This is a genomic window from Streptomyces sp. NPDC008092 (assembly GCF_042957285.1).
Classification (GTDB): Bacteria; Actinomycetota; Actinomycetes; order Streptomycetales; family Streptomycetaceae; genus Streptomyces.
Genome location: NZ_JBIBHY010000015.1, coordinates 303,145 through 324,010, shown reverse-complemented (window position 1 = coordinate 324,010; position 20,866 = coordinate 303,145). Strand labels below are relative to the sequence as shown.

Annotated in this window: 27 protein-coding genes; 23 read left to right on the top strand and 4 right to left on the bottom strand. The window is 67.5% G+C overall.

Annotation, left to right across the window (positions count from 1 at the left end; translation table 11 throughout):
• The first annotated feature begins 17 nt into the window (after window positions 1–17).
• The 22 genes from ACFZB3_RS39635 to ACFZB3_RS39530 all read left to right on the top strand — a co-directional run bounded on the left by ACFZB3_RS39635 (window position 18) and on the right by ACFZB3_RS39530 (window position 13,178).
• Entirely contained in the window at window positions 18–899 is an 882-nt protein-coding gene (locus ACFZB3_RS39635; RefSeq protein WP_391385496.1) for a PD-(D/E)XK nuclease family protein, read from the top strand.
• An 89-nt stretch (window positions 900–988) separates the two neighbouring features.
• A complete protein-coding gene (locus ACFZB3_RS39630) occupies window positions 989–1,969 on the top strand; it encodes a helix-turn-helix domain-containing protein (RefSeq protein ID WP_391385493.1) in 981 nt (326 codons plus the stop codon).
• Between the two features lie 104 nt (window positions 1,970–2,073).
• Window positions 2,074–2,523 (top strand): hypothetical protein, encoded by a 450-nt coding sequence (locus tag ACFZB3_RS39625; protein WP_391385490.1) that lies wholly within the window; start codon window positions 2,074–2,076, stop codon window positions 2,521–2,523.
• Window positions 2,524–2,604: 81 nt separating this feature from the next.
• Entirely contained in the window at window positions 2,605–3,255 is a 651-nt protein-coding gene (locus tag ACFZB3_RS39620) for a hypothetical protein (protein WP_391385487.1), read from the top strand.
• Window positions 3,255–3,473: a hypothetical protein gene (locus ACFZB3_RS39615; protein WP_391385485.1), complete on the top strand. Its 219-nt coding sequence runs from the start codon at window positions 3,255–3,257 to the stop codon at window positions 3,471–3,473. Before ACFZB3_RS39620 ends, ACFZB3_RS39615 begins: the two co-directional genes overlap by 1 nt.
• Window positions 3,470–3,634 (top strand): hypothetical protein, encoded by a 165-nt coding sequence (locus ACFZB3_RS39610; RefSeq protein WP_391385483.1) that lies wholly within the window; start codon window positions 3,470–3,472, stop codon window positions 3,632–3,634. Before ACFZB3_RS39615 ends, ACFZB3_RS39610 begins: the two co-directional genes overlap by 4 nt.
• A 58-nt stretch (window positions 3,635–3,692) precedes the next feature.
• Window positions 3,693–4,175 carry a hypothetical protein gene (locus ACFZB3_RS39605; RefSeq protein ID WP_391385480.1) on the top strand — a complete coding sequence of 161 codons (483 nt, stop codon included), beginning with the start codon at window positions 3,693–3,695 and terminating at the stop codon, window positions 4,173–4,175.
• Between the two features lie 69 nt (window positions 4,176–4,244).
• Window positions 4,245–5,744, top strand: a complete 1,500-nt coding sequence (locus ACFZB3_RS39600; RefSeq protein ID WP_391385478.1) for a DNA cytosine methyltransferase — start codon at window positions 4,245–4,247, stop codon at window positions 5,742–5,744.
• Window positions 5,741–6,193, top strand: coding sequence for a hypothetical protein (locus ACFZB3_RS39595; protein WP_391385475.1), 453 nt, complete (start codon window positions 5,741–5,743; stop codon window positions 6,191–6,193). Before ACFZB3_RS39600 ends, ACFZB3_RS39595 begins: the two co-directional genes overlap by 4 nt.
• A 19-nt stretch (window positions 6,194–6,212) precedes the next feature.
• Window positions 6,213–6,917 carry a hypothetical protein gene (locus tag ACFZB3_RS39590; RefSeq protein ID WP_391385472.1) on the top strand — a complete coding sequence of 235 codons (705 nt, stop codon included), beginning with the start codon at window positions 6,213–6,215 and terminating at the stop codon, window positions 6,915–6,917.
• Window positions 6,914–7,261 carry a hypothetical protein gene (locus ACFZB3_RS39585; RefSeq protein WP_391385469.1) on the top strand — a complete coding sequence of 116 codons (348 nt, stop codon included), beginning with the start codon at window positions 6,914–6,916 and terminating at the stop codon, window positions 7,259–7,261. Before ACFZB3_RS39590 ends, ACFZB3_RS39585 begins: the two co-directional genes overlap by 4 nt.
• On the top strand, window positions 7,258–7,482 hold the full coding sequence (locus ACFZB3_RS39580; RefSeq protein ID WP_391385466.1) for a hypothetical protein: 225 nt from the start codon (window positions 7,258–7,260) through the stop codon (window positions 7,480–7,482). The genes ACFZB3_RS39585 and ACFZB3_RS39580 overlap by 4 nt, the downstream gene beginning before the upstream one ends.
• Window positions 7,479–8,165 carry a hypothetical protein gene (locus ACFZB3_RS39575; protein ID WP_391385462.1) on the top strand — a complete coding sequence of 229 codons (687 nt, stop codon included), beginning with the start codon at window positions 7,479–7,481 and terminating at the stop codon, window positions 8,163–8,165. The genes ACFZB3_RS39580 and ACFZB3_RS39575 overlap by 4 nt, the downstream gene beginning before the upstream one ends.
• A gap of 114 nt (window positions 8,166–8,279) precedes the next feature.
• On the top strand, window positions 8,280–8,582 hold the full coding sequence (locus tag ACFZB3_RS39570; protein WP_391385458.1) for a hypothetical protein: 303 nt from the start codon (window positions 8,280–8,282) through the stop codon (window positions 8,580–8,582).
• Window positions 8,583–8,593: 11 nt separating this feature from the next.
• Window positions 8,594–8,917 (top strand): hypothetical protein, encoded by a 324-nt coding sequence (locus ACFZB3_RS39565; RefSeq protein ID WP_391385456.1) that lies wholly within the window; start codon window positions 8,594–8,596, stop codon window positions 8,915–8,917.
• Between the two features lie 72 nt (window positions 8,918–8,989).
• Complete coding sequence (locus ACFZB3_RS39560) at window positions 8,990–9,394, top strand: hypothetical protein (protein WP_391385453.1); 405 nt, start codon at window positions 8,990–8,992, stop codon at window positions 9,392–9,394.
• 159 nt (window positions 9,395–9,553) lie between these two features.
• A complete protein-coding gene (locus tag ACFZB3_RS39555; RefSeq protein ID WP_391385450.1) occupies window positions 9,554–9,901 on the top strand; it encodes a hypothetical protein in 348 nt (115 codons plus the stop codon).
• A gap of 29 nt (window positions 9,902–9,930) precedes the next feature.
• Complete coding sequence (locus tag ACFZB3_RS39550) at window positions 9,931–10,215, top strand: hypothetical protein (protein ID WP_391385447.1); 285 nt, start codon at window positions 9,931–9,933, stop codon at window positions 10,213–10,215.
• A gap of 17 nt (window positions 10,216–10,232) precedes the next feature.
• Window positions 10,233–10,832: a hypothetical protein gene (locus ACFZB3_RS39545; RefSeq protein WP_391385444.1), complete on the top strand. Its 600-nt coding sequence runs from the start codon at window positions 10,233–10,235 to the stop codon at window positions 10,830–10,832.
• A gap of 66 nt (window positions 10,833–10,898) precedes the next feature.
• Window positions 10,899–11,957 carry an N-6 DNA methylase gene (locus tag ACFZB3_RS39540; RefSeq protein WP_391385442.1) on the top strand — a complete coding sequence of 353 codons (1,059 nt, stop codon included), beginning with the start codon at window positions 10,899–10,901 and terminating at the stop codon, window positions 11,955–11,957.
• Between the two features lie 264 nt (window positions 11,958–12,221).
• Window positions 12,222–12,410 carry a DUF4314 domain-containing protein gene (locus ACFZB3_RS39535; protein ID WP_220649025.1) on the top strand — a complete coding sequence of 63 codons (189 nt, stop codon included), beginning with the start codon at window positions 12,222–12,224 and terminating at the stop codon, window positions 12,408–12,410.
• Window positions 12,411–12,476: 66 nt separating this feature from the next.
• Window positions 12,477–13,178, top strand: coding sequence for a hypothetical protein (locus tag ACFZB3_RS39530; protein ID WP_391385437.1), 702 nt, complete (start codon window positions 12,477–12,479; stop codon window positions 13,176–13,178).
• Window positions 13,179–13,490: 312 nt separating this feature from the next.
• Here ACFZB3_RS39530 and ACFZB3_RS39525 read toward each other — a convergent pair whose 3' ends face one another.
• The 4 genes from ACFZB3_RS39525 to ACFZB3_RS39510 form a co-directional block, all read right to left on the bottom strand.
• On the bottom strand, window positions 13,491–16,373 hold the full coding sequence (locus ACFZB3_RS39525) for an Hsp70 family protein (RefSeq protein ID WP_391385565.1): 2,883 nt from the start codon (window positions 16,371–16,373) through the stop codon (window positions 13,491–13,493).
• A 2-nt stretch (window positions 16,374–16,375) separates the two neighbouring features.
• Window positions 16,376–16,690: a hypothetical protein gene (locus ACFZB3_RS39520; RefSeq protein ID WP_391385434.1), complete on the bottom strand. Its 315-nt coding sequence runs from the start codon at window positions 16,688–16,690 to the stop codon at window positions 16,376–16,378.
• 1,484 nt (window positions 16,691–18,174) lie between these two features.
• A complete protein-coding gene (locus tag ACFZB3_RS39515) occupies window positions 18,175–18,822 on the bottom strand; it encodes a response regulator (RefSeq protein ID WP_391385431.1) in 648 nt (215 codons plus the stop codon).
• Entirely contained in the window at window positions 18,819–19,967 is a 1,149-nt protein-coding gene (locus tag ACFZB3_RS39510) for a histidine kinase (RefSeq protein ID WP_391385429.1), read from the bottom strand. Before ACFZB3_RS39510 ends, ACFZB3_RS39515 begins: the two co-directional genes overlap by 4 nt.
• Before the next feature lie 121 nt (window positions 19,968–20,088).
• Here ACFZB3_RS39510 and ACFZB3_RS39505 point away from each other — a divergent pair, with 121 nt between their 5' ends.
• Window positions 20,089–20,844, top strand: coding sequence for an ATP-binding cassette domain-containing protein (locus ACFZB3_RS39505; protein WP_391385426.1), 756 nt, complete (start codon window positions 20,089–20,091; stop codon window positions 20,842–20,844).
• The last annotated feature ends 22 nt before the right edge of the window (window positions 20,845–20,866 follow it).

Here is a 20,866-nt window from a genome sequence, read left to right as displayed (position 1 = left end):
CAGAGTACGGATGGCTGGTGGAACGCAGTGTCCAGGACAACCTGATCCGGGGGCATGTCGACGTCGTGCAGCTCGATGCGGTGACCGCCACTCGCCTGCCCGCCCGTCACCGGCCAGCGATACCCGCCGACGTCCTCACTGTGGAGGACGTGAAGACCAAGTCCACATACCTGTGGGACCGCGTCCTTCGCTACGGAGCCACGGCCGCCGAGCTTCGACAGGTCCAGCTGTACGCGGGTGCGCTGTTCGAAGTCGGGTTCGAGGACGTTCCCGGCCAGCGGTACCTGTCCCGTCTGGGACCACTGAACATCGGCCGTATTCGCTTCCGCTTCATCAACCGGGACTCCGGCGCGGAGCACGTACAGGAGATCGACTTCGACCCGCAGCGCGCGGCGGAGGCCCAGTGGTGGGTGGAACGTGTGCGGGAGACCGGTGACCCCGAAGAGATGCCCCGCGACTTCAACGGCCCCGGTCTGGACGCCATCTGCGACTACTGCCCGTTCCGCTCCCTGTGCTGGCCCGGGACAGCTCCGGGCGTGCCCGAGCAGACCGCGCTCATCCGCGACGACGCCGACCGCGAACAGGCGCTCATCGACTACGTGAAGGGACACGAACTCGCCAGCGAAGGCGACAGGGTCAAGAAGTTCGCACGCAAGAAGCTCGACCAATCCCCGGAGGGGATCTACGGCCCCAACAAGCTGTCCTGGCGCGGAGGCAACGACGAGGAGAAGGACGACGTGGAGGCGATGGTCGACCTGCATGAGGTCGCCGGAATCCCGGTCCCGATGACGCCGGACGTCAACCGCATGGTCAAGAACCTCAAGGACGCAGGACTGGCGATCCCCCGGCGGAAGACCGGCAAGAAGACGCCCGCGGTCATCAACATCGCGCCGGCCTGACACGACTCCTATGAGTCTCAGCCCCGCCCGGGAGCGACCGGGCGGGGCACCCCGTCCTGCCGCCGTGCCTGTACCGCCCGAGGGGAACCGTGTCCATCCAACTGATGATCGCTGCGGCCTACTTGCCGCCCGACGTGCTCAGTCAGAGTCAGAAACTTGCCCTCATGAAGATCGCGGACAGCGCCGACGACGAGACGCGCCTCGCGCGCCCCGGCCTCACCCGCCTCGCGGCCTGGGTCGGCGTGACCGACAAGCGCGCCATCACCATCGTCACGGAGCTGATAGCCAAGGGGTTTGTCGAACGTGTGGAGACCGGCAAGGCGGGACGCGCGGCGGTCTACCGGGTGTTTCCCCTGGGGGTACCGCCCACACCGACCACGCCGGAGCTCAAGGAGCGCCTGGAGGCTCGCAAGGCTGCTCCGAAGAACGCCAACAAGGCCCGCTCCGGAGTCGCGCGTTCGGCCCCGGCCAAGCCTGCGATGACCTATCAGGATGTCGAGGACCGCGAGGCTGCTCGCCGAGAGAAGGTCGAATCGTCGCAGGTCGAAGCTGGGTTCCACGCGGGGAACCCAGGCGAGGAGGCAGGGTTCCACGGGGGGAACCCAGGCGGGCAGGACAGCCGGGTTCCACCCGTGGAACCCGGTGAGTTTCACGGGGGGAACCCACTGGGTTCCACGGGTGGAACCCCTTCCTTTCCTGGTTCTTCCTCCGTCCTTCCTTTCCCCCCTACCCCCACGGCTGACGCCGCAGGGGAGCCCGCGTCCGCTCCGTCAGACGACTCCACCCCAGAGCGCGGGGAGCCGCCTATGGGCTGCATGAAGCACCGGGGGCGCCCCGCTGCCTCTTGCCGTGGGTGCGGCACCAACCCGCGCGCAGGACTCCGGAGGGAGCAGGAGGAGGCCAAGGACGAGGAGCGCCGGGGGCACGGGCGCTTCTGGGACGAGTGGTACGAGGACGCCGCCAGGCGCCGCCGACAGGTCGAGGAGCACCCGGAGGCGACCGAAGAGGCGCGCAGAGCCGCGCGCGAGGCCGTACGAGCACGGAAGGACGGCAGCCAGGGGAAAACTTAGACTCCCGAAAGAAAATTTCGCCGGAAATGTGGACATCCCAGGCAATGCATATAGAATAGAACCAGAAAGAGGGGGAGGAGCCCCCTCTTGATCGGAAGGACGACATGGACTACCTGCCCACGCTTCGCCACTGCCACAAGGGCGCGATCGTGCTCGACGGTGGCGCTGCCGCCCGCGAGCAGATCCACAGCCTCGCCGACCTCTACCGCCAGGACCCGGAGGGTGTCGGCGACATGCTCATCCAGATCGCCGACCTGAAGGACCTGGTCGACTGTGAGCGACACCTCGGCGGGCTCGGGCGCGCGAAGCCGGTACGGGACGAGATCGTCGGCGAACTCCTCGAAGACATCGGCGGCGCCGAGATCCACCTCGACCACCGCGACAACCACAGGGCGCTCATGCAGGCCCGCGACCTCGCCCACCAGGCGCAGGACATCGCCGACGTCGCCGGTCATCGCGTCGACGAGCTGGAGGCCCTGACCGCGCGAGCCCGGCAGGTGCGAGAAGGGCGGCGCGCGGCGCCCCGGCTGGTGTTCATCGCCCGCCCGTGGTGAGCGCGGGCGGCATCAATTTAGCCTGAGATAGATCCCAACTCTGTACTGTTGGCTGGCACACGACCTCTTGGAGAAGGAACTGTGAGCAACGAACTGGCGCCGCTGGCCCCGATGCCCGTGCACAACAACACCGAAGACCCGCTCTGGCTGGACCTGTGGAACGCGTACGAGCCGGTCATCACCGCGCTGCGCCGCATCCCGCTCGTGACCAACGTAGAGTCCGGGAACGCGTTCGCCATAACCGCCGAGCTCACCGACGGCTCGCATCTGTGGATCTCCTCGGCCGAGGACCTGCCCATGGACCCGGCCGCGCTGGAGGGTTTCCAGGTCAAGCGCCGCCACGACGACAACCCGAACATCGACGAGGATTTCTACGACTCCACGGACAGCGGAGAGCAGGCGGAACACGGCAACAACTCCGTCCCGCTCATCCAGGCCATCACGGCCTTCGTCGCCGAGCGGCGCCTCGCGCCACGCGTCGTCGATCTGATCTCCGTCCGGCTCCGGGGCGTGACGGCGCAGCGCCTGCCGGTGTCCAAGCTGCTCCACGGCCCTCTCGCCGACAACGGCACGGCCCTCCTGGAGTACGCCAACGTCGTGCGCGCCATGGCGGCGAAGGGCTGGACGTGCGTCCACGCGCAAGGCGGGACGGACTGGCCGCTCACCGTATGGGAGCTGAACGACGAGGTCGGCATCCTCTACCTCGCGTCCACCGGACAGGTGATCGTCTGATGGCGGACACCGAAGCGGTCCCGCCGAAACCGGCGGAGGAGACCGGCAAGCGCCCCTGCGCCTGCGTCATCGCCCACCCGCAGGACGAGGCCGAACGAGCCCGAGCCCAGGCCGCGTTGGACAACGGACTCGCGACCAACGACGCCCACGGGGTCTTCATCGCGTGCATGCAGCTCCTTCAGCCCTGCCCGGCTCGCTACGAGGTGGTGGCGCGATGAACGAACTGCACGCGCTGTACGCACTGCTCGTGCTCGCCCTCGGTGTCGGTGCCGGCCTCACCGTGATCGTCATCGCAGAGCTCCGCTGGGAGGCCCGCAGCCGGGTCCCGCGCCGCACGACGTACGGCGAAGTCCACCGCCGCCACGCCGCCCAACGCTGATCGCGCTGCCCGGCCCGACTCCGGGCCGGGCAGCCGCAGACCTCTTGGAGAACACCCCGTGGGAAACGACGTCTACATCCAGACCTCTGACGGCACGAGAGCCGAAGGAAACGGCACCTACTTCCGGTTCGCCTTCACCGCACTGCCGCGCACACTCGACGCGATGAAGAACTTCGGGATGCTCGTCGAGCTGCCCGTCCCGCCATACCCGGAGCTGTCCGCCTACGGGCTGGCGGGCGTGGACCTCCGGCCCGGCACCAAGTACGACGAGAGCACGACGAACCGCGTCGCCGAATTTCGGACCGCCTACAAGGCCGTCAAGGACGCCTCCGAGGCAGTGCCGACCGGAATACCGAGATACAAGATCGACTCGAACGACGGCTTCCTCGTGACGGTCGCCGAGATCACCGCCGCCCTCGCCACCTATGACGCCCACCCGGGCGTGGCCATCGCAGAGATGCCCGTGGGTGACCCGACATGGCGGATCTGGATCGCCTTCCTGCGCCACGCGCAGGCTCAGGGCGGCCTTCGCACTCACTGATCTCGGCCGTTGCCCGGCCCCGCAATACGGGGCCGGGCACGCAGGACCTCTTGGAGAACAACTACCCACATGGCCACGTGGATTGACCTTTTGTGTGGCGCGGGCGGCAGCAGCACTGGACTTGTCGAAGCCGGGCACGAGCTGTTGCTCGGCATCAACCACTGGCGGCTGGCGATCGAAACGCACGCCGCGAACCATCCCAACTGTGAGCACGCCGTCATGACGCTCAGCGACGGCTTCCCCATGCGCATGCTGCCCAAGGCCGACGCCTTGTGGGCATCCGTCATCTGCACCGAGATCAGTCCCGCGGGCGGCAGGACTCGGGAGACCAACCAACTTGATCTCCTCGACCTGCTCGAAGAGGAACGCGACGAGTGGGAGTCTCTGACCAAGGACGCCTTCGAGGCGACCCGGGTAACCGCCTGGTGCGTGGTGCGAGCCGCTGAAGCGAAGCGGTTCAAGGCCATTGTCGTCGAAAACGTCGTCGAATTCGGCCTGGACTGGATCCTGTTCGCAACCTGGCTCCAGGCCATGGAATTGCTCGGATACCAGTACCAGATCGTGTGCGTCAGCAGCGCCCACGTCGGTGACGAAGTCAACCTGCGCGCCCCGCAGTGGCGTGATCGGATGTACGTGGTCTTCACCCTCAAGACCATGCGCAAGCCCGACCTGGAGCCCAGGCCGCTCGCTCCCTGCGTCGACTGCGGTGAGGACGTGCACGCCGTCCAGTCGTGGACCAAGACCGATGGCCTGCGCATCGGGAAGTACCGGCGCGACTATATCTACCGCTGCCCCAACACCCGTTGCCGCCACGCCATGGTCGAGCCGTACGTACGCCCGGCCAGCGACATCATCGACTTCAGCGACCTCGGGAAGCGGATCGGCGACCGCAAAAAGCCCCTCGCGGACACCACCATGGACCGAATCCGCGCGGGCCGCCTCAAGTTCCCCTGGCGCCCGTACTCGATCTCGCTCACCCACGGCAAAGACGGCGGGGACAGGGCGTACGCCGTCGAGGACCGGCCGATGCCCGTCCGCACGGTGAAGCAGGGCGATGCGCTTCTGGTGCCGACCGGCGGCTCGTGGAACACCGTCCCCGTCGACGTGCCGATGCGTACTCGCACCACCCGCGAGAGCGAAGCCCTGCTGACGATGGACCCGTTCATCATCGAGTACCGCAACCACGCCACCGCCAGCCCCGCGAGCGACCCGCTCAGCGTCGTCACCGCCCAGGGCAACCACCACGGCCTCGTCACACACGCCGGCACCGTGCCCGACCGCGCGCGGAACACCCTCGTCGTGCCGTACCGCAAGGCCGCGGTGAAGACGGCCGCCGAACCCGTCCACACCCTCTCCACCCGCGACTCAGCCGCTCTGGTGCAAAACGCCCCGGACATCAACGACTGCTACTTCCGGATGCTCAAGCCCCGTGAACAGCTCGAAGGGCAGCGGTTCCCCAAGAAGTACGTCGTCTACGGCAACCAGGCCGAGCAGACCGCGCAGGCAGGCAACGCGGTCTCGGTCAACGTCGCCCGGTGGATAGGCCAGCGATTGGAGCCCGTCCTGTGACCGGATCACGAACCCTGATCGGCACCCACGTCACCGACCACGCCCCGTGCTTCGGCGACGAGGACTTCGCCGTTGCCGACGACAGATGGAAGAACGGCATCGAACTCGTCGCCATCTGCGAACCCGTCCTCTACGTCTGCGGCGGCTGCCCCTACCGGGCAGCCTGCATCCGGCAAGTCGTCCCAGCCAAAAGCCTGTTCACCGGCATCTGCGGCGGCCGGATCTGGCTCAACGGCGTGATGATCCACGAGCTGCCGGACGCCGACCCCACCGAGCTGCCAGTCCCGGTCATCCGCAAATCGTGCGGCACGGCCGCCGGATCGCGCGCTCACCGCAGGGCCGTAGAGCAGCAGTGCTCCCGGTGTCTGCCCCACTACCGCCCCGGACCGAACCCACTGGACGCGGAGGAGCAGGCCGCGCAGCAGCTCGAACTCCCCGACGCTCCCTGACCAACCGAGAGGAATCGCAGTGAAGCACCTGACCGCAATATGCACCGGCACCCCGGACGGCTACCTGATTCGAGTTCTGGACGAGGATCACGGCGTCTACCTGGTACACCTCTTCTTCGACTGGGGCAGCTTCCGTCCGGCCAGCGCCGGTCACCGGCTGATCGAGCACGGCTACATGATCCGACCCGACGCCCGAACCCCGGACGCGGTGAACGGGTGGAGAGAGGTCCCGGGCCAGCCCGGTACCTGGTCCGTGCCGGTCATGCCGACGGGCGGGGACACCACAGAGACGCACTCGACGGTCGCCGAGCGCCTCGTCGAGGCGGTCTCCCACTGGACGGAGGGACGCCACGACCAGGCCCGGGAAGTCCTGGCTGACCTAGCACGGAACGGGACACCCTCGCTGCTGTACGGCGTCGCGACGGGACTCGCAGTCATGGCGAAGGAAGCCTTGGCGAAGATGCAGGGACTCGATGCCGACACGGCGTCCTGGACCATTCTGACTTCCGACGGCAGCCGTCCCGAGGACATCGTCCCGCAACCGCACCTCTTCGCAGCACGTTTCATCACCGCGTTCGCCAACGGGGACAACGCGACCACGCTCACCCTCTACGGAGCCGCGTTCACCGCGCCGGACCCCGAACTGTTCTCCCACTGCCTAGAGATGCTGCTGGCAGCGACTGGCGAGGCAGTTCGCGCCGCCACTCCGGGGGCTGATCGATGACCAGCTCCGCCACCTACTCGTCCGATGGACTGCGCCACGACGTTGCCGACCCGGCGACATGGAGCGTTCGGATCTGCGCGGGGCGATGCGGTACGTGCATCTTCCGGACGGGCAACCTGATGCGTTTGGAAGAGGGGCGGGTGGCCGAGATGGTCGCCAACGCCGTCGCCAAGGAGGGGCACATCGTCTGCCACGCCACACTCGGCACCGATGCCCCCGCCATCTGCGCGGGCTTCGCCGCGCACCGGACCGGTCGTACCGCTTCCCTCGCCCTGCGCCTGGCCCAAGCCGGCGTCCTTCGCACTGTCTGGGTTCACGTCGACACCAGAAAGGTGGAGTCGTGACCAGCGTGCTCGCCCTGCTTGTCCTGCTCGCGTGGGCAGCGGGGGTCGTGATCCTGGCGGACGCCTTCCGGAGGCTGCTCACCCACGCCCCGATGCTGCGGCTGCTCTGCCAACTGCGGCCGGGCGCCGTCACCTTGTACCTCGCGGTGGTCATCGTCGCGTGGCCGGCGGCGGTGGCTGCGAAGGCCCTGTCGGATCTCGTCGACCGGGGTCGCAGGTGACCCATATCAAGCCCGGACGGATCTTCGCGGCCTGCGACCCGCGGGACAGCATCCGCATACGGATCGAGCAGTACAAGCCGGGGGACATGCGCGCCCTGGTCGCAGATGCTGCGACCGGTCGGAGGCGCCGCCTCATGCTGGTCTCCGCCTTGCACGCGTCGGCTTTCACCAACGCTGGCGTGCCGCGCCGCAGCGGATACGCCCCCGAAACAACAGAGTCGGCACCGCCCACAGCAGTTCCCCCGGTCGGCGTTCCGGGAGAGGAGGAACCGGCGGACTGGTTCGAGGGGATGCCCGGACGTCAGTTCAGGGTCGCGCTGCCGCCCCGGCTGACGCTCCTGAACGCCAACCAGCGGCTGCACCACCACAGGCGCGCGGAGATCACCAGGGTGCTGCGGCGCGCGGCCTGGGCCGCCTCGCGCGCGGTGCCGCCCCTGGAACGGGTCCACATCATCGGCGTCCTGCACCCCGAGGACCGGCAGAGGAGGGACCCGGCCAACTGGTACCCCAGTTTCAAGGCGTGCGTCGATGGGCTGGTGGACCAAGGCGTCCTGGCCGACGACGACCACACGCGCGTCGTCGGCCCGGACATGCGCATGGGGCACGTGGTCGAGGGAGCGCGGCTCGTCCTCCACATACGCGACCTCACCCCTGCGGAAATGGCTGCTGACCTGCGGAAATAAAGCCACCGGTGATCAAGAAAATTCGCCGGAAATCTTGCCTTCCTCCCGAATGCATATAGAATAGAACCAGAAAGAAGGGGGAGCGGCCCCCTTCTTCAACCGTCAGGAGAGACCGTGACAGACCCCTTCAGTCCCGAGGGCATCCGCCAGCGCCTGAGTACCGAGCAGATCAGCCGCGCCCAGGCCGACCGGCTGGCCGAGGCGATCACGGGCTCCCTCCGGCGGACCTGCGAGGAGTGGTTCCCCGGCACCGACTACGACAACTGGCGGCAGATGCTCCCTGAACCGCTGCTCGACGTCTTGGTCCAGCTCCTCGCCTGGGACGAGAACGGTCGAATCGTGGCCGACTACAGGCCCACCGCCGCGGCCAGTTGCATCTTCCTGGATCTGCAGAACCATCCCATCCCCGTCGGCTGAGAAGGGCCTCCGTGAACCGTGAAGAGCAACTGAACAGTCGCCGTTGGAAGATCAGCTACACCTATCGCTGCACCTGCGACCCCCAGTGCTACTGGACCAAGATTCCCGGTCGTCACTCGCGAGGGTCGGGCACCTTCCTGAACGACGGCGAGGAAGCTCTCGGTGCGGAGGCTGCCGCCGCGATCGTCGCTGATCAGTTCCGACATGTGGACATCGCCGACATCCGCATGTGGCAGGAGAGCTTCGAGGGGCGCGACGCGCGCCTCGCGCGGCACCGCCACGAGGAGGCGGACGAGAAGCGGGGCGTCCACTGGGCCATGGGCGGAGCCAACTAACCCAACGATTTCGCCCGGCGGCCGATGATCATCACATCCCGGCCGCCGGGCGACCCAACGCTGAGGAGGCACATGCAAGTGCAAGACCCCTGCCCGCTCGCGGACCGGCGGGTGTGTGAGGCCACCCGCAACCTCGCTCGCGCCGTGCTGCGGCGCATGGCCGTGACGGCGGTGGCGATCGAGCCGCGCATCAGGACTCTCGTCGCCACGCGCGATGAACCGGGCTATGCCCTGTGGAGTCTGCACGGCGACGACGGCCGACTCCTTCTCCGGTTCGACCTGCTGAAGCAGCCGGAACCGATCTGGGGCAAGCTCACCGCTGATCTGTGCTTCCTCGCTCGGCTCGCGGACCTGCGCACGCACCCGCCCGGCTACTACTTCGTCCACCCGATGACCGACGAGCGCGACATCGCCGTCCCTCTCCCTGCCAACCCCCGCGGCCTTCCCCCTCGCGAGATCGGTCACCTTCGGTGGTAGCGGTCGGTGAGGGTGGCCGCCCCGTCGGCGGAGTGGCGCTCGTGGTCGACATCGGCCAGGGCTGACCCCCCCCGTGCTCGTTCGCGGGGCTGCAACATCCCCTGAATGCATATAGAAAAGAAGCATCTGGGGCCCGTTCATCCTCAACCGGAGGCATCTGTGCCCGCTCGCCCCTCGGTACCGGTCATCAACACGCCGGACCACCACTTCGGTGCGATGTTCCTCATCCTTATCGCCCGCGCGCCCGACACCGCCACGCTCCGTGCCGCCGCGCGCCTCGCCGACAGCGCAGCCGTCGCCTCCTGGGCGCTGCGCCCCGACGACCTCGAACCCCTCACCGTCGAGCAGTACCGGGAGTTGCTCGCCTACGCCGCCGCCCCCGAAGTCTTCGACCTGGCCCTCTACTTGCGTGGCGACAGGAAGCAAATCCGCACGCTCATGGACCACATCGGCCGAGAGATCGCGGAACTCCTCACCCACTACTCCGCGCCAGACCCCCAGGTCTGACACCTGCCCCTGAACCCCATTGGAGAGCTATGACCAGTCCACCCGCACGGCAGTGGTGGGTCATCTACCGGGAGCCGAACCCCGCACAGATGGACGTCGTTGCCGTCGAAGCCCTTCCCGAGGACGACGCCGCCCACGACAAACGGTGCGCCGAGCTGGAGGCATCCGGCCAGCTCGCCTATGTCATCGCCGCGCCCGACCAGGACGCCGCCGCAGAGATCGCCGGCCGGATCTGGGCCGGGGAGCTCGTCACCAACCCGGCACGCCACGCCGCCGCAGAGGCCTACCTCGCCGCCAACCAGCCGCCCAACTAACCCCATTGGAGAATGACATGAACCCCGACATGCTGAAGGACCTGTGCGCGAGCGTCGTGCGCCGCTTGAGCCTCCGCCCCATCACGGTCGAGGCCGCGCTACTGGTCACCCTTCACCACTTCAGCGGTGAATCCCACAACCCCGCCGTGGCCTACATCGGACTCGCGCCCGATGAGTACGTCCTGCGGTCCCTCTCGACCCCCCGCTTCGAGGCCACCCTCGCGAGTGCCGCCCTCAAGGCCGAGGGCCGAGAAGCCGACGCCCGCCTGAACTGGGAGGCGTTCGTGCAGCGGGAACAGGAAACTGCCAGGCTTGCCCACGAGGCCATACCGAAGACGGCTCTCCTCGCCGACGCCGACATTATCCATCGGATCGGTCGTCAGCTCGGTCTCTGCGGTGAATGCACGGACCAGCTCGTCTCCGGGGTCGTGCTCACCCTGGCGCTTGGATACCCCTACCGCCTCGCTGATCAATGGCACCTCAGCCTCACCGATCTGCTCGCCCAGGTCACCACCGAGGAACTGACCGAGCTGTTGCGGCACGCCGCGCACTCGGCGGCGGGTCGCACGGACGAGGCCGCCGCCGCGCTCCGGCGCATGCAGCGCGCAGTGCGCTGACCTTCCCCCGTGGCGGCCTGCGGGCCGCCACGGGATGCCTCGATCGAACCGAATCCAGGAGAGCGCATGAGCCAACTCGACCTGTTCGCCGACGCCGGTGAGCCCGAAGAGCAGCCCGCCCCAGCCGCCCCAGCGGCACCGTCCCGCAGACTTCTCACCGATCTGCCGCCGGCGCCCCAACCCGTCACGATCGCCGCCCAGCCCCGCCCCGTGCTCGCTGCGGTCAAGCGCACGCTGGGTCACTACCGCCCGTCACAGAGGAACCCGCACGCCCACGCCTTCGATCTGGCGGAGGCGGTCAGCTCGGCTTGGCATCACGCGCATGGGGGGAGCAGTATCGAAATCCCCATCGGTACGGTGGCCGCGCTTTCCCTGTGGCCCCTGCGAGGCCCAGACGCGTACCTCGCCGCCGACTGGTGGCTCAGCCTCGACGACGCCGAGCTGCTCGCCGCCTTCCGCGAGTGCTGGGCCCGCATGTGGATCATGCGGCCCGACCTCATCGACCGGGCCACGCCCCTCCATAAGTGGGTCGACGACGAGAAGCCCGATGCTCGGCGAGCCGCCGCCGTACGAGCCGTCGTCGAGGCCGCGATCACCAACGGACTCCTACATTTGACCACCAGCGATGACCTCGATCTCCGCTCCACCACCGACGTGATCGGAACCCTGCTTACCGTCATGCGCTCCGAGGGTGCTCACGACGCACTCGCGGAGATATACACGCCGCCGGACGTCGCCTACCTGATGGCCAGGATGCTGCTCGACGACATGCCATTTGAGCCCGGCATGAAGTTCGACGAACCCGCCGGCGGCACTGGCGGCATGTACCGCGCCGCCGTACAGGTCATGCGCGAACGCGGTATCGACCCGCACCAGTTCGGATGGTCACTGACGGACATCGACCCCCTCGCGGCGGCGGGCGCCGCCGTCAACGCGATCCTCTGGGACCTCGGCCCGCACGTACTCATCGGGTGCGGCGACACCCTGCACGAAGGCAACGTGTACGCCAGGGCCGCCCGGGAGGCACTGGAATCCCTGGAACGGCGCGATCGACTGCACTCGCAGGCCGTCTTCCTCTCGGCCATCCAGAAGGTCGAAGCTCTGATACGCGATATAGCGGCCTGACCTGCGGAAATTGTCTTATCGGATCTTGAATTCCCCCCTGAATGCATATAGAATAGAACCATAGGGGAGGGGAGTCATGGAAGAGCCGCCGTTCACATTCCCGTACTGCCGCAGCCACGACGTCCGGTGCCAAAAACCGGGCTGCGAGGCATGCGCCTGCGACCACTGCTTCGACTGCGGAGCCTGCCCCACCGAAGCGTGCGACCACGACGCCTAGCAGTCGGCCCACCACGACTTCCGCAACACATCACGACTGGAGCGCACATGACCTACAAGAAGGGCGACCGCGTCGCCCTCGTACACACCACCGACCCGCACACCGAACTCAAGCCCGACGACGAAGGCACCGTCCACCGGTTCGACGCCAACCTCTCCATCCTCTCCGTGAACTGGGACAGCGGCTCCACCCTCTCGATGCTCCTCGACGACGGCGACGAAGTACGCCCCGCATAGCCACACCGGGCCCGCTCCGGCAGGGGCGGGCCCCGCTACACCTGCAGACCTCTTGGAGAACGCCGCATGCTCATTACCGACGCCGCAGTCCGAGAAGCCGCGGCCAACGTCGCCCAAAGCCTCGGCGGAGACTGGGCAATTGACACCGCAGCGCCCGCCGACGGCGCAGCGCACCTCGTCTACAGCGACGGGCGAGGTATCAGCTTCCGCCCCATCTTCGGCGGAACCACCGTCCAACTCTGGATCACCGGCGGCGGCGTAGACCCGCTGCCCGACGACGCCACACTGGCCGACCGCGCCCTTCACGAAGCGCAACTCACTGCACGCCTGGCCGAAGGGCACCGCTACAACAAGGCGACCACCCTCGTCACCGAAGCCGACGAAGATCCGGAGCTCATCATCCTGCGCACCCTCGAAGACGACCTCCTTCCCGCCTTCGACTACAAGCCCCGGTACGTCGGCCACCGGCCCTGGATAGACCTGTTCGACAAAGCGCTCTCGCAAGTCATGGATGAAGCCCCGCCGGCCAGGGGCGCCTTGCTGCGTGACTGGGGCCCTGAAGCCCATGCGGCACCGCCCGGCGTCGGTGAAGACGCCGAGCCCGCGGCCGACACCGAATCTGGTCCCGCCGTCGACAACGACCTGGCGACCGAGCCCGATTCAACCTCTGCGTCCGGCGGCGACCGGCAGGCCGACAACCTCGCAGCTGATGAGATCCAGGAGGAAGCCCCGTCACCCGCCGGAGATGCCGACCGAAAGGTCACGTAGCCTCCGAGTTCCGGGCCCGAAATAGACTCCGCCTTGGAGCCGAGCCCCTTTGGCGAGATCAGCAGCGAAGCGCATGCCCAACCGGGCAGCCCCAGGCCACCACGGGACGATTGAGAAAACGGTATGGGCGGCGTCGTGACCACGATGCCGCCCATACCGTCGGTGCGTCAGCAGCACTCTCGCCGGTGCTCCGGATGCTCAGAAGGGGCCAGACGGTTCCCAGGTCAGGATCTGCGAGCGTCGGGAGGTGCCCATCTGATGGTGGCTGTAAAGTGATTGTGCTATTGAAGGTTGTTTCGGTGCGCAGTCGGCTCAGACCAAGAGAGATTCGATGTGACGGGCCTCTTCGTGGGCGCCAATGCGATCAAGGGCCTGGCTTACTTGAGTGCGAAGCTGTCCGGGTTTGCCGCCGGTTCGCCAGTCCAGCAGAAGCAGTCCTGTTACAGCGATTCTCACCTTGGCGAGAGCGGGATCGTGCTCCAGTTCCTGGTGGGCCAGCTCGAGATCGCGGATAAGGGATTCCCAAACGTCCCCTAGCGCGGCGATGTCTGCTTGCTTGGTGCAGGCCACTCGGGTTCGAACGGCGTCCGTGAGGGCTCGCAGCGCGTCCTCGCGTTGGCCGGCGAAGAAGTGGAGGCGGGCCTTGCGGTGCAGTGTGTCGGCCCGCCGGTGGAGGGGCAACGGGCCTTCGTCGTCGCGTCCTAGGAGTTCCTCGTCCAGCTTGGCGAGGTTTTCTGGGATGTCGAGGTCGGCGATGGTCCTTGGTGCCCCGTCGGCCCGCGGCTGTCCGGGACTGGAGGAGGGGACAGCGGACTCGACGTCGTGGACGGCCCATCCGTCCAGGATCAGGTCGACCCCTCCTACATCCTGTTCGCCGAGCTGGTTCTGCAGGCGGCGGTTGAGCAGATAGCGTCGGTACGTGCGGTTCGTCAGGTCCGCCACGTCCAGCGTTATGAGGCCGGACAGCTCGAATTGGGCGGTCAGTTGGACGTGCACCGACTTCTGAGGCGCGGGAAGAGTGATCGTCAGGATCTCGACGTCCTCGGCGGAGGTCTTGGACTTCTCGATGACGGGGATCGCGATGTCGGCACCTGGATCGCCCTGGAAGAGGAAGTGCCCCGTGCTCTTCGTGGGGATGCTCGTCAGCCTGTCGTACAGCACGAAGGTATTGGTGCTCTCGCCCGGTGCCTTGCGCGTCTCGAAAGGGTAGTCAGGTGCCCCTGCTTTTTCGTGCCCCTTCCCCGGCATCGGGGTTGCGAGTATGCCGATTCCGCGCTGGCTCATGTCGAGCAGCAACAGGTCTCTGACTGCGCCCTTGAGGATCCCGGCCTGCATGGCCAACCCGTGGCAGACGGCGAACTCCTGGTAGAGGTCGATAAATTCGGTGTCGGGTAGGAGTCTTTCGAGGGCCTCGCGGACGGTGAACGTCTTGCCTCCCTGCCCGGTCAGCAGGATGACGTCGATGGGCGCCGGGTGATCATCCACGTCGTCGATGGCCACCCGCGCGATATACGCGAACCGTGCCGTCAGTTCTTCGCAAACCTCCCGGAACTCGGCGCGGTCGAGGGTGAAGTGGTGCGACACCACCTGCGACCCGATCTCGATGTCCTGGATCGCGACCACCACCGAGTGGTGCGTGGTCAGCAATTGCTTGGCGCGCTCGGCCTCCTGAAGAATCCGGACCTCCATCGCGGTGTCGACCACCACCGCGCTGTTCCATTCGAGCAGCCGCTGTTTCAGACGGGCAGCAAGCGCCGTGTCAAAGTCGAGGCCCCCCAGATGATTGTCGCCGTAGACCGACTTGACCTCGATCACATTGTCGCCCACCTCGACGACCGCGACATCCAATGTGCCGCCGCCGAGGTCGACGACGAGGGCATGCCCCTCCCAGCTGGGTCGGTCCACTGCCACTACATAGGCCGCGACGCTGGGTTCGGCAACCATCCTGGCGACGTGCAGCCCCGCCAGTTCGAAGGCGCGCAGCAGGCTGTTGGCCTGTCTCATGCTGAAGTTCGCGGGATAGGCGACCACCGCCTCCTGCGGGAGCCGGCCCAAAGCGTCCTCGGCGTTGGCGCGCAGGTTCCGGATCACAAGCGAGGCGAGCAACTCCGGTGACAGCTCACTGCCGTCGACAGGAAAGGTGTAGTCGGTGCCAAGATGACGTTTGACGGCCCGCACGGTGCGTCCGGCCGAGAAATGCTCCAGCTCTACGGCGGGTGAGCCCACCAGATAGTTGAAGTCGGGGAGGAACGTGATCACGGAGGGCACCAGCTTTCTGCCGTCCCCCGCCGGAAGGAGATGCACCATGCCGTCCGTGTCCGGCACAGCGATGACCGAGGTCGTGGTGCCGAAGTCGACGGCGAAGAGCGCGGGTTCTGCTATCTCGGCGTTGACGCGGGTGACCGATCCGTGCCTGATCTCCTCGCCCACGCTCACCGAAGCCCGCCACGCGTTGCGTTTGCGGGGCGAGACGAGTTCGAGGTCGACGAGTGCCGCTGGCTCGACGCGTGAGTGCGGCCGCTGGAGCGGCTTCTCGTACTGCAGGGCGAGGCTGGGGACACGGTCCGTCAAATAGGTGTCGAGCTGTCCGACGGTGACGCAGTGTCCTTCATCGCCGAACGCCTCGTACAGGGCCTGGGAGAAGATTCCCGACTCCAGCCGGTCGCTCTCGTACGAACTCGTCTCGGGGGCACAGGAACAGAAGGAGACCATGCCGGGCGGGCAGAGCCTCTTGACGTCCACCTTGGATCTGGTCGGGAAGAGCGCCCTGCCGCCCGCGACGGCACTTCTGCACGCGTCCAGGAGCAGGACGACATGTTCGGCGCCGGTCGCCCGGAGCATCCATACCAGGGAGTCGAACCTGAGGCTCGTCTCCTCGGGGATGGCGGTGAGGGAATCCCGCGTGATGAGGTAGTCATTGCCGTTCGGGGTGGAGAAGCCATGGCCGCTGAAGAAGAAGAAAAGCCGCTCGATCGGCTCGCTGGTGTGGGTGGCCAGCCTGTTGAGCGCGTGAAGCACGTTCTGACGGGTCGGGAGGGAGTCGTCCAGCCCGTCGGCGAAGGTGAAGATGGCGTCGGACGGAACGTCCAGGGCGGCCACGAACATGTCCCGCATCCGGAGCGCGTCGCGGTGAGCAAAGCGTAGGTCCGCGATGTCGTCGTCCTGATAGTGGGAGCAGCCGACGGCCACCGCCACGTTCAAGACGTGCCTCCCGGCCTCCGCTGGAAGATCAGCTTCATTCCGCCGTTGACCTCGGTGGAGGTGGCTCCTACGAGCCGGACCTCTCCCTTTGCCGTGACCTGGACGTGAACCTCCAGGCCGGTCAGCTCCAGCGTGTCCGAGGCGGTGGAGGCCTGGTCGAAGACACCGCCCACGTATTGGCACAGCGTGGCGACGTTCTGGGCCAGCGTGTCGGAGCCGATTCGCGTGACCTGGGTGACGGCGGTTCGGGTGCGGGAGAGAAACGACTTCTCTCCGTCGTCGACGCCGTAGTCGATGGTGACGACCGGCACGCCGGCATTCCGTGGATCTGACATCCGGGCCCCCTGTGAAGTGCTGCCATGCCCCGAACTGCGCCTGCTCGCACGGCACATGGCCGTGTCATGACGAGAGTACTGAATGCGGTGCCGGAATGTGCACACTCCTGTACGAGGAGTTACCGAAGAGTGGCATTCCGCCCGAGGTCGGCCCTATGTGTCACTGCCCCGCAGTCGTGCCTGTTCTGCTGCGTGGGCGCCATCGCGGGGGTCGACGCGTGATCATATTCGGTACGGTGCCCAGGGGGCCTTGCCGTAGGAGTAATAGAACCAAGTCGCGGCAGCGGGCCCAGCAGCGGACTGGTAGCAAATGGCGGGCCTGCTGGCTTCGACAGCTGCAATGCCGCGACATAGGGGCTGGTGCACGATCGGGTCTTGACCACCAGACCCGACCCCAGAGAGCAGCGCATGGTTCGCCACGCTGCTTGATCCACTCAAGGTGGCCACCCTGGTCGCCCAAGGGGGCTACGCTCAGCAAGGGCGTTTGACTTGTGGTTACGGCCACGGAGGCTCCGCCTCGACTGCCGGGGCGGAGCCTACGTGCGTTGGAAGGGGAATCCGCTGCTCTCGTTCTTGGGCCCGTCTCTCAACTGCAAGGGCGCACGCTGTGGCAGTCAAAGACGTCCATCCGGGACGCGTTCTGGACGCAGGTTGGACACAAGGATCGGAAAAGACTGACAAGGGCCGAGAAGGACTGAGGCGCCAAACCGCGTCTGACCTGGGAATACGGCCAAGATGAGCAATGATCGACAAGGGTCGCCAAGATCCTCAAAGGACTCATAATCCGTCGGCCGTGGGTTCGAGTCCCACCCGCCCCACCTGTGCAGGCCTGTGACCTGTGGGAACGTTCATTTTGTCCTGTCGGATCGTCAACTTCGCCTGAACGGACTGAATCCGCTGCTCGTGGGTTCGGCTCCGTGGCGGTCAGTATTGATCCACGCCGCTCTGACCTGTGCGGATGTCGCGGTCCGGCGATGGGGTAGGTTGCCGCTGGTGGTGTGTGCGAGGCCTTGGGTGCCCGATTCTGGACGCTGGCCGGACACGAGGATTCAGAAGTGTTGCCCGGGGACCTTCGAGTAGGCGGCTCTGCCGGGTCGGCCGCTGGGTGCGGAGGCCACCCGAATGGGTTCCGGTCCGAGCTGGGACGCGAAAACGGCCCGTACTGGAAACGGCCCGGAGCGGAGGTGCAGCGGCCTCTGAGGGGGTTTGAGCCCCCTTCACTCCCGGTTCGGAGACGACCCTGACCGAGCGACTTGTCGGACGAGCAGTGGGCGTTGACCGAGCCGATGATCACGCCCTGGAAACAGGACCGGATAAGCCGGTCGGACACGGCCCCGGCACCTGTGGTCTCCGGGAGGTCGTGAACGTGGTCTTCTACCAGGACCGGGGGCCGTCAGTGCCGTTGTCTGCCCCGTGATCCGCCTGGTTGGTCGGTGGTGTCGTGCCACTCCACGGCAGCCCTATGAGCTCCCGTCGGCCAGGCCGGTGCGGTGGGCGAGGACCACCAGTTGCACCCGGTCGCGGGCCCCCAGTTTGGTCAGGAGGTGTCCCACGTGGGTCTTGGCGGTTCCCTGGGTGATGTGCAGGTGCCGGGCGATCTCGGAGTTGGACAGACCCTCGGCGACCAGGACCAGGACTTCGCGTTCGCGTTTGGTGATGCCTGTCGGCATCGCGGGTGCGGGGGCCGACCGGGCGGCGAACTCCTTGATCAGCCGCCTGGTGACGCCCGGGGCGAGCAGTGCGTCGCCGACGGCGACCACGCGGACGGCGGCGAGCAGATCCGCCGGCGGGGCGTCCTTGAGCAGAAAGCCGCTGGCTCCGGCGCGCAGCGCACCGTAGACATATTCGTCCAGGTCGAAGGTGGTGAGCATGAGGACCCGTACGGTGCCGGTGCCCGTGATGCGCCGGCAGGCCTCGATGCCGTCCATGTCGGGCATCCGGACGTCCATGAGGACGACGTCGGGGTGTGTGTCGAGGGCGAGGGCGACGGCTTCGGTGCCGGTGGCCGCCTCGCCGACCACTGCCAGGTCCGGTGCGGTGCCGATGATGCCGCACAGGCCCGCGCGTACCAGGGTCTGGTCGTCCGCCACGACGACGCGGACCGTCATGCGTGGCTTCCGGTGAAGTCCGGGGCGGTGAGCGGCAGGTGGACGCTGACCTGGAAACCGCCCCCGGGCACCGGTCCGGCCCGGAAGTCGCCCCCGCACATGGCGGCCCGTTCCCGCATGCCGATGAGGCCGTGGCCTGGTCCCATGTGGCCCGGGCGGCCCTGTCCCTGGTCGGTGATCTCGATGAGCAGTTCGTCAGGCCCGTAGCCGATACGGGCGCGGGCGCGGGGGGTTCCGGCGTGCTTCACCACGTTGGTGAGGGCCTCCTGGACGACGCGGTACGCCGATGTGTCGATCCCGACGGGCAGGGCGCGAGGGTTGCCGGTGATCACCAGCTCGACCTGTACGCCCGCTTCGGCCGTCAATGCCAGCAGCCGGTCAAGGTCGGCCAGCCCGGGGGCCGGTGCGAGCGCGGGGGCGGTGTCCTCCGTACGCAGAACGCCGAGCAGCCGCCGCATCTCGGTGGTTGTCTCGCGGCCTGTGGTCGCGATGACGTCGAGCGCGGCGCGGGCCCGGTCGGGCCGGTCGTCGATCACCAGGTGTCCGTAGCCCGCCTGGACGGTGATCACGCTCATGCCGTGGGCCACCACATCGTGCAGCTCCCGGGCGATCCGCAACCGTTCCTGGGCGATGGTCTGCGCGAGCAGCTCCCGCGCGTACCCGCGCCGTTGCCGCACCGCGTAACCGGTCGTCCAGGCGGTGACGAAGACCAGCGCGAAGGGGACGATCCCGCCGCGGTGCGTGAAGTCCGGCAGTGCGGTGGCCACCGCACCGGAGAGGGAGAGTACGAGGACGACCGCCGCCGTACGGATACGGCAGGTGGCGGCCACGAGGTACAGCACCCATGCCATCGGCCCCGACGCCAGGAATCCGAGCGTCCCGCCCGGCGGGACCTCGGCCAGCGGGGCCAGCCAGAAGGCCGGCAGTGCCGCGCCGAAGGCGGCGAGCGGACGGTGCCGGCCGACTGCCCAGGCCACGGTGAGCAGTACGGCCGCGGCGGCTGCCGCCACGAGCCGGAGGCCGGAGCCGTGGGCGGGCAGAACCCAGGCCGACAGGCCGTACGCGGTGGAACCCGCGAGCTCCAGCGCGAGCCGGTGTCCCGGCCGTAGCCGGGCCGGCAGCGGGGGGCGCGGATCAGGACGCATGGCTTGAGCGTAGGCGCGCGGGCAGGGCGGGGCATCGGCCCTGCGGCGTATGCCTCCAGGCAGATGCGCCGGGTGCCGCACGCCCGTCACCTTGAGAGCCCCTGACGACTGGAGAAGCCCGGTGACCCGCGATTCCCTCACAGCAGCAGCGTCCGCTGTCGGCCTCAGCAAGATCTACGGCGAGGGCGGGACCCACGTCACTGCCCTGGACAACCTCGGTGTCGAGTTCCTGCGGGGGCAGTTCACCGCCATCATGGGTCCGTCCGGCTCCGGCAAGTCCACACTGATGCACTGCATGGCCGGCCTGGAACCGGTCACCGCGGGTTCAGCCCGGATCGGCGACACCGAACTGGGTGGCCTCGACGACAAGCGGCTCACCACGATGCGCCGGGACCGGATCGGGTTCGTCTTCCAGTCGTTCAACCTGCTGGCGACACTCACCGCGCTGGAGAACATCACTCTTCCCATGGCCATCGCCGGACGAAAGCCCGACCAGGCATGGCTGGACCGGTTGGTGGCAGCCGTCGGCCTGGCCGACCGCCTCGGCCACCGACCGTCCCAGCTCTCGGGCGGCCAGCAGCAGCGGGTGGCCTGCGCCCGTGCCCTGGCCTCCCGACCGGAGATCATTTTCGCCGACGAGCCCACCGGCAACCTGGACTCGCGCTCCGGCGCGCAGATCCTCGCCTTCCTCCGCGACTGCGTACGCGATCTCGGACAGACCGTGGTGATGGTCACCCACGACCCGATCGCCGCCTCGTACGCGGACCGCGTGGTGTTCCTCGCGGACGGCCGCATCGTCGACGACCTGCGGGCCCCGACCGCGGACAGCGTCCTGGACCGCATGCGTCGTCTTGACGCCGTGGCCCGCACCAGCTGAAGAGGAGCCGACCACCATGTAT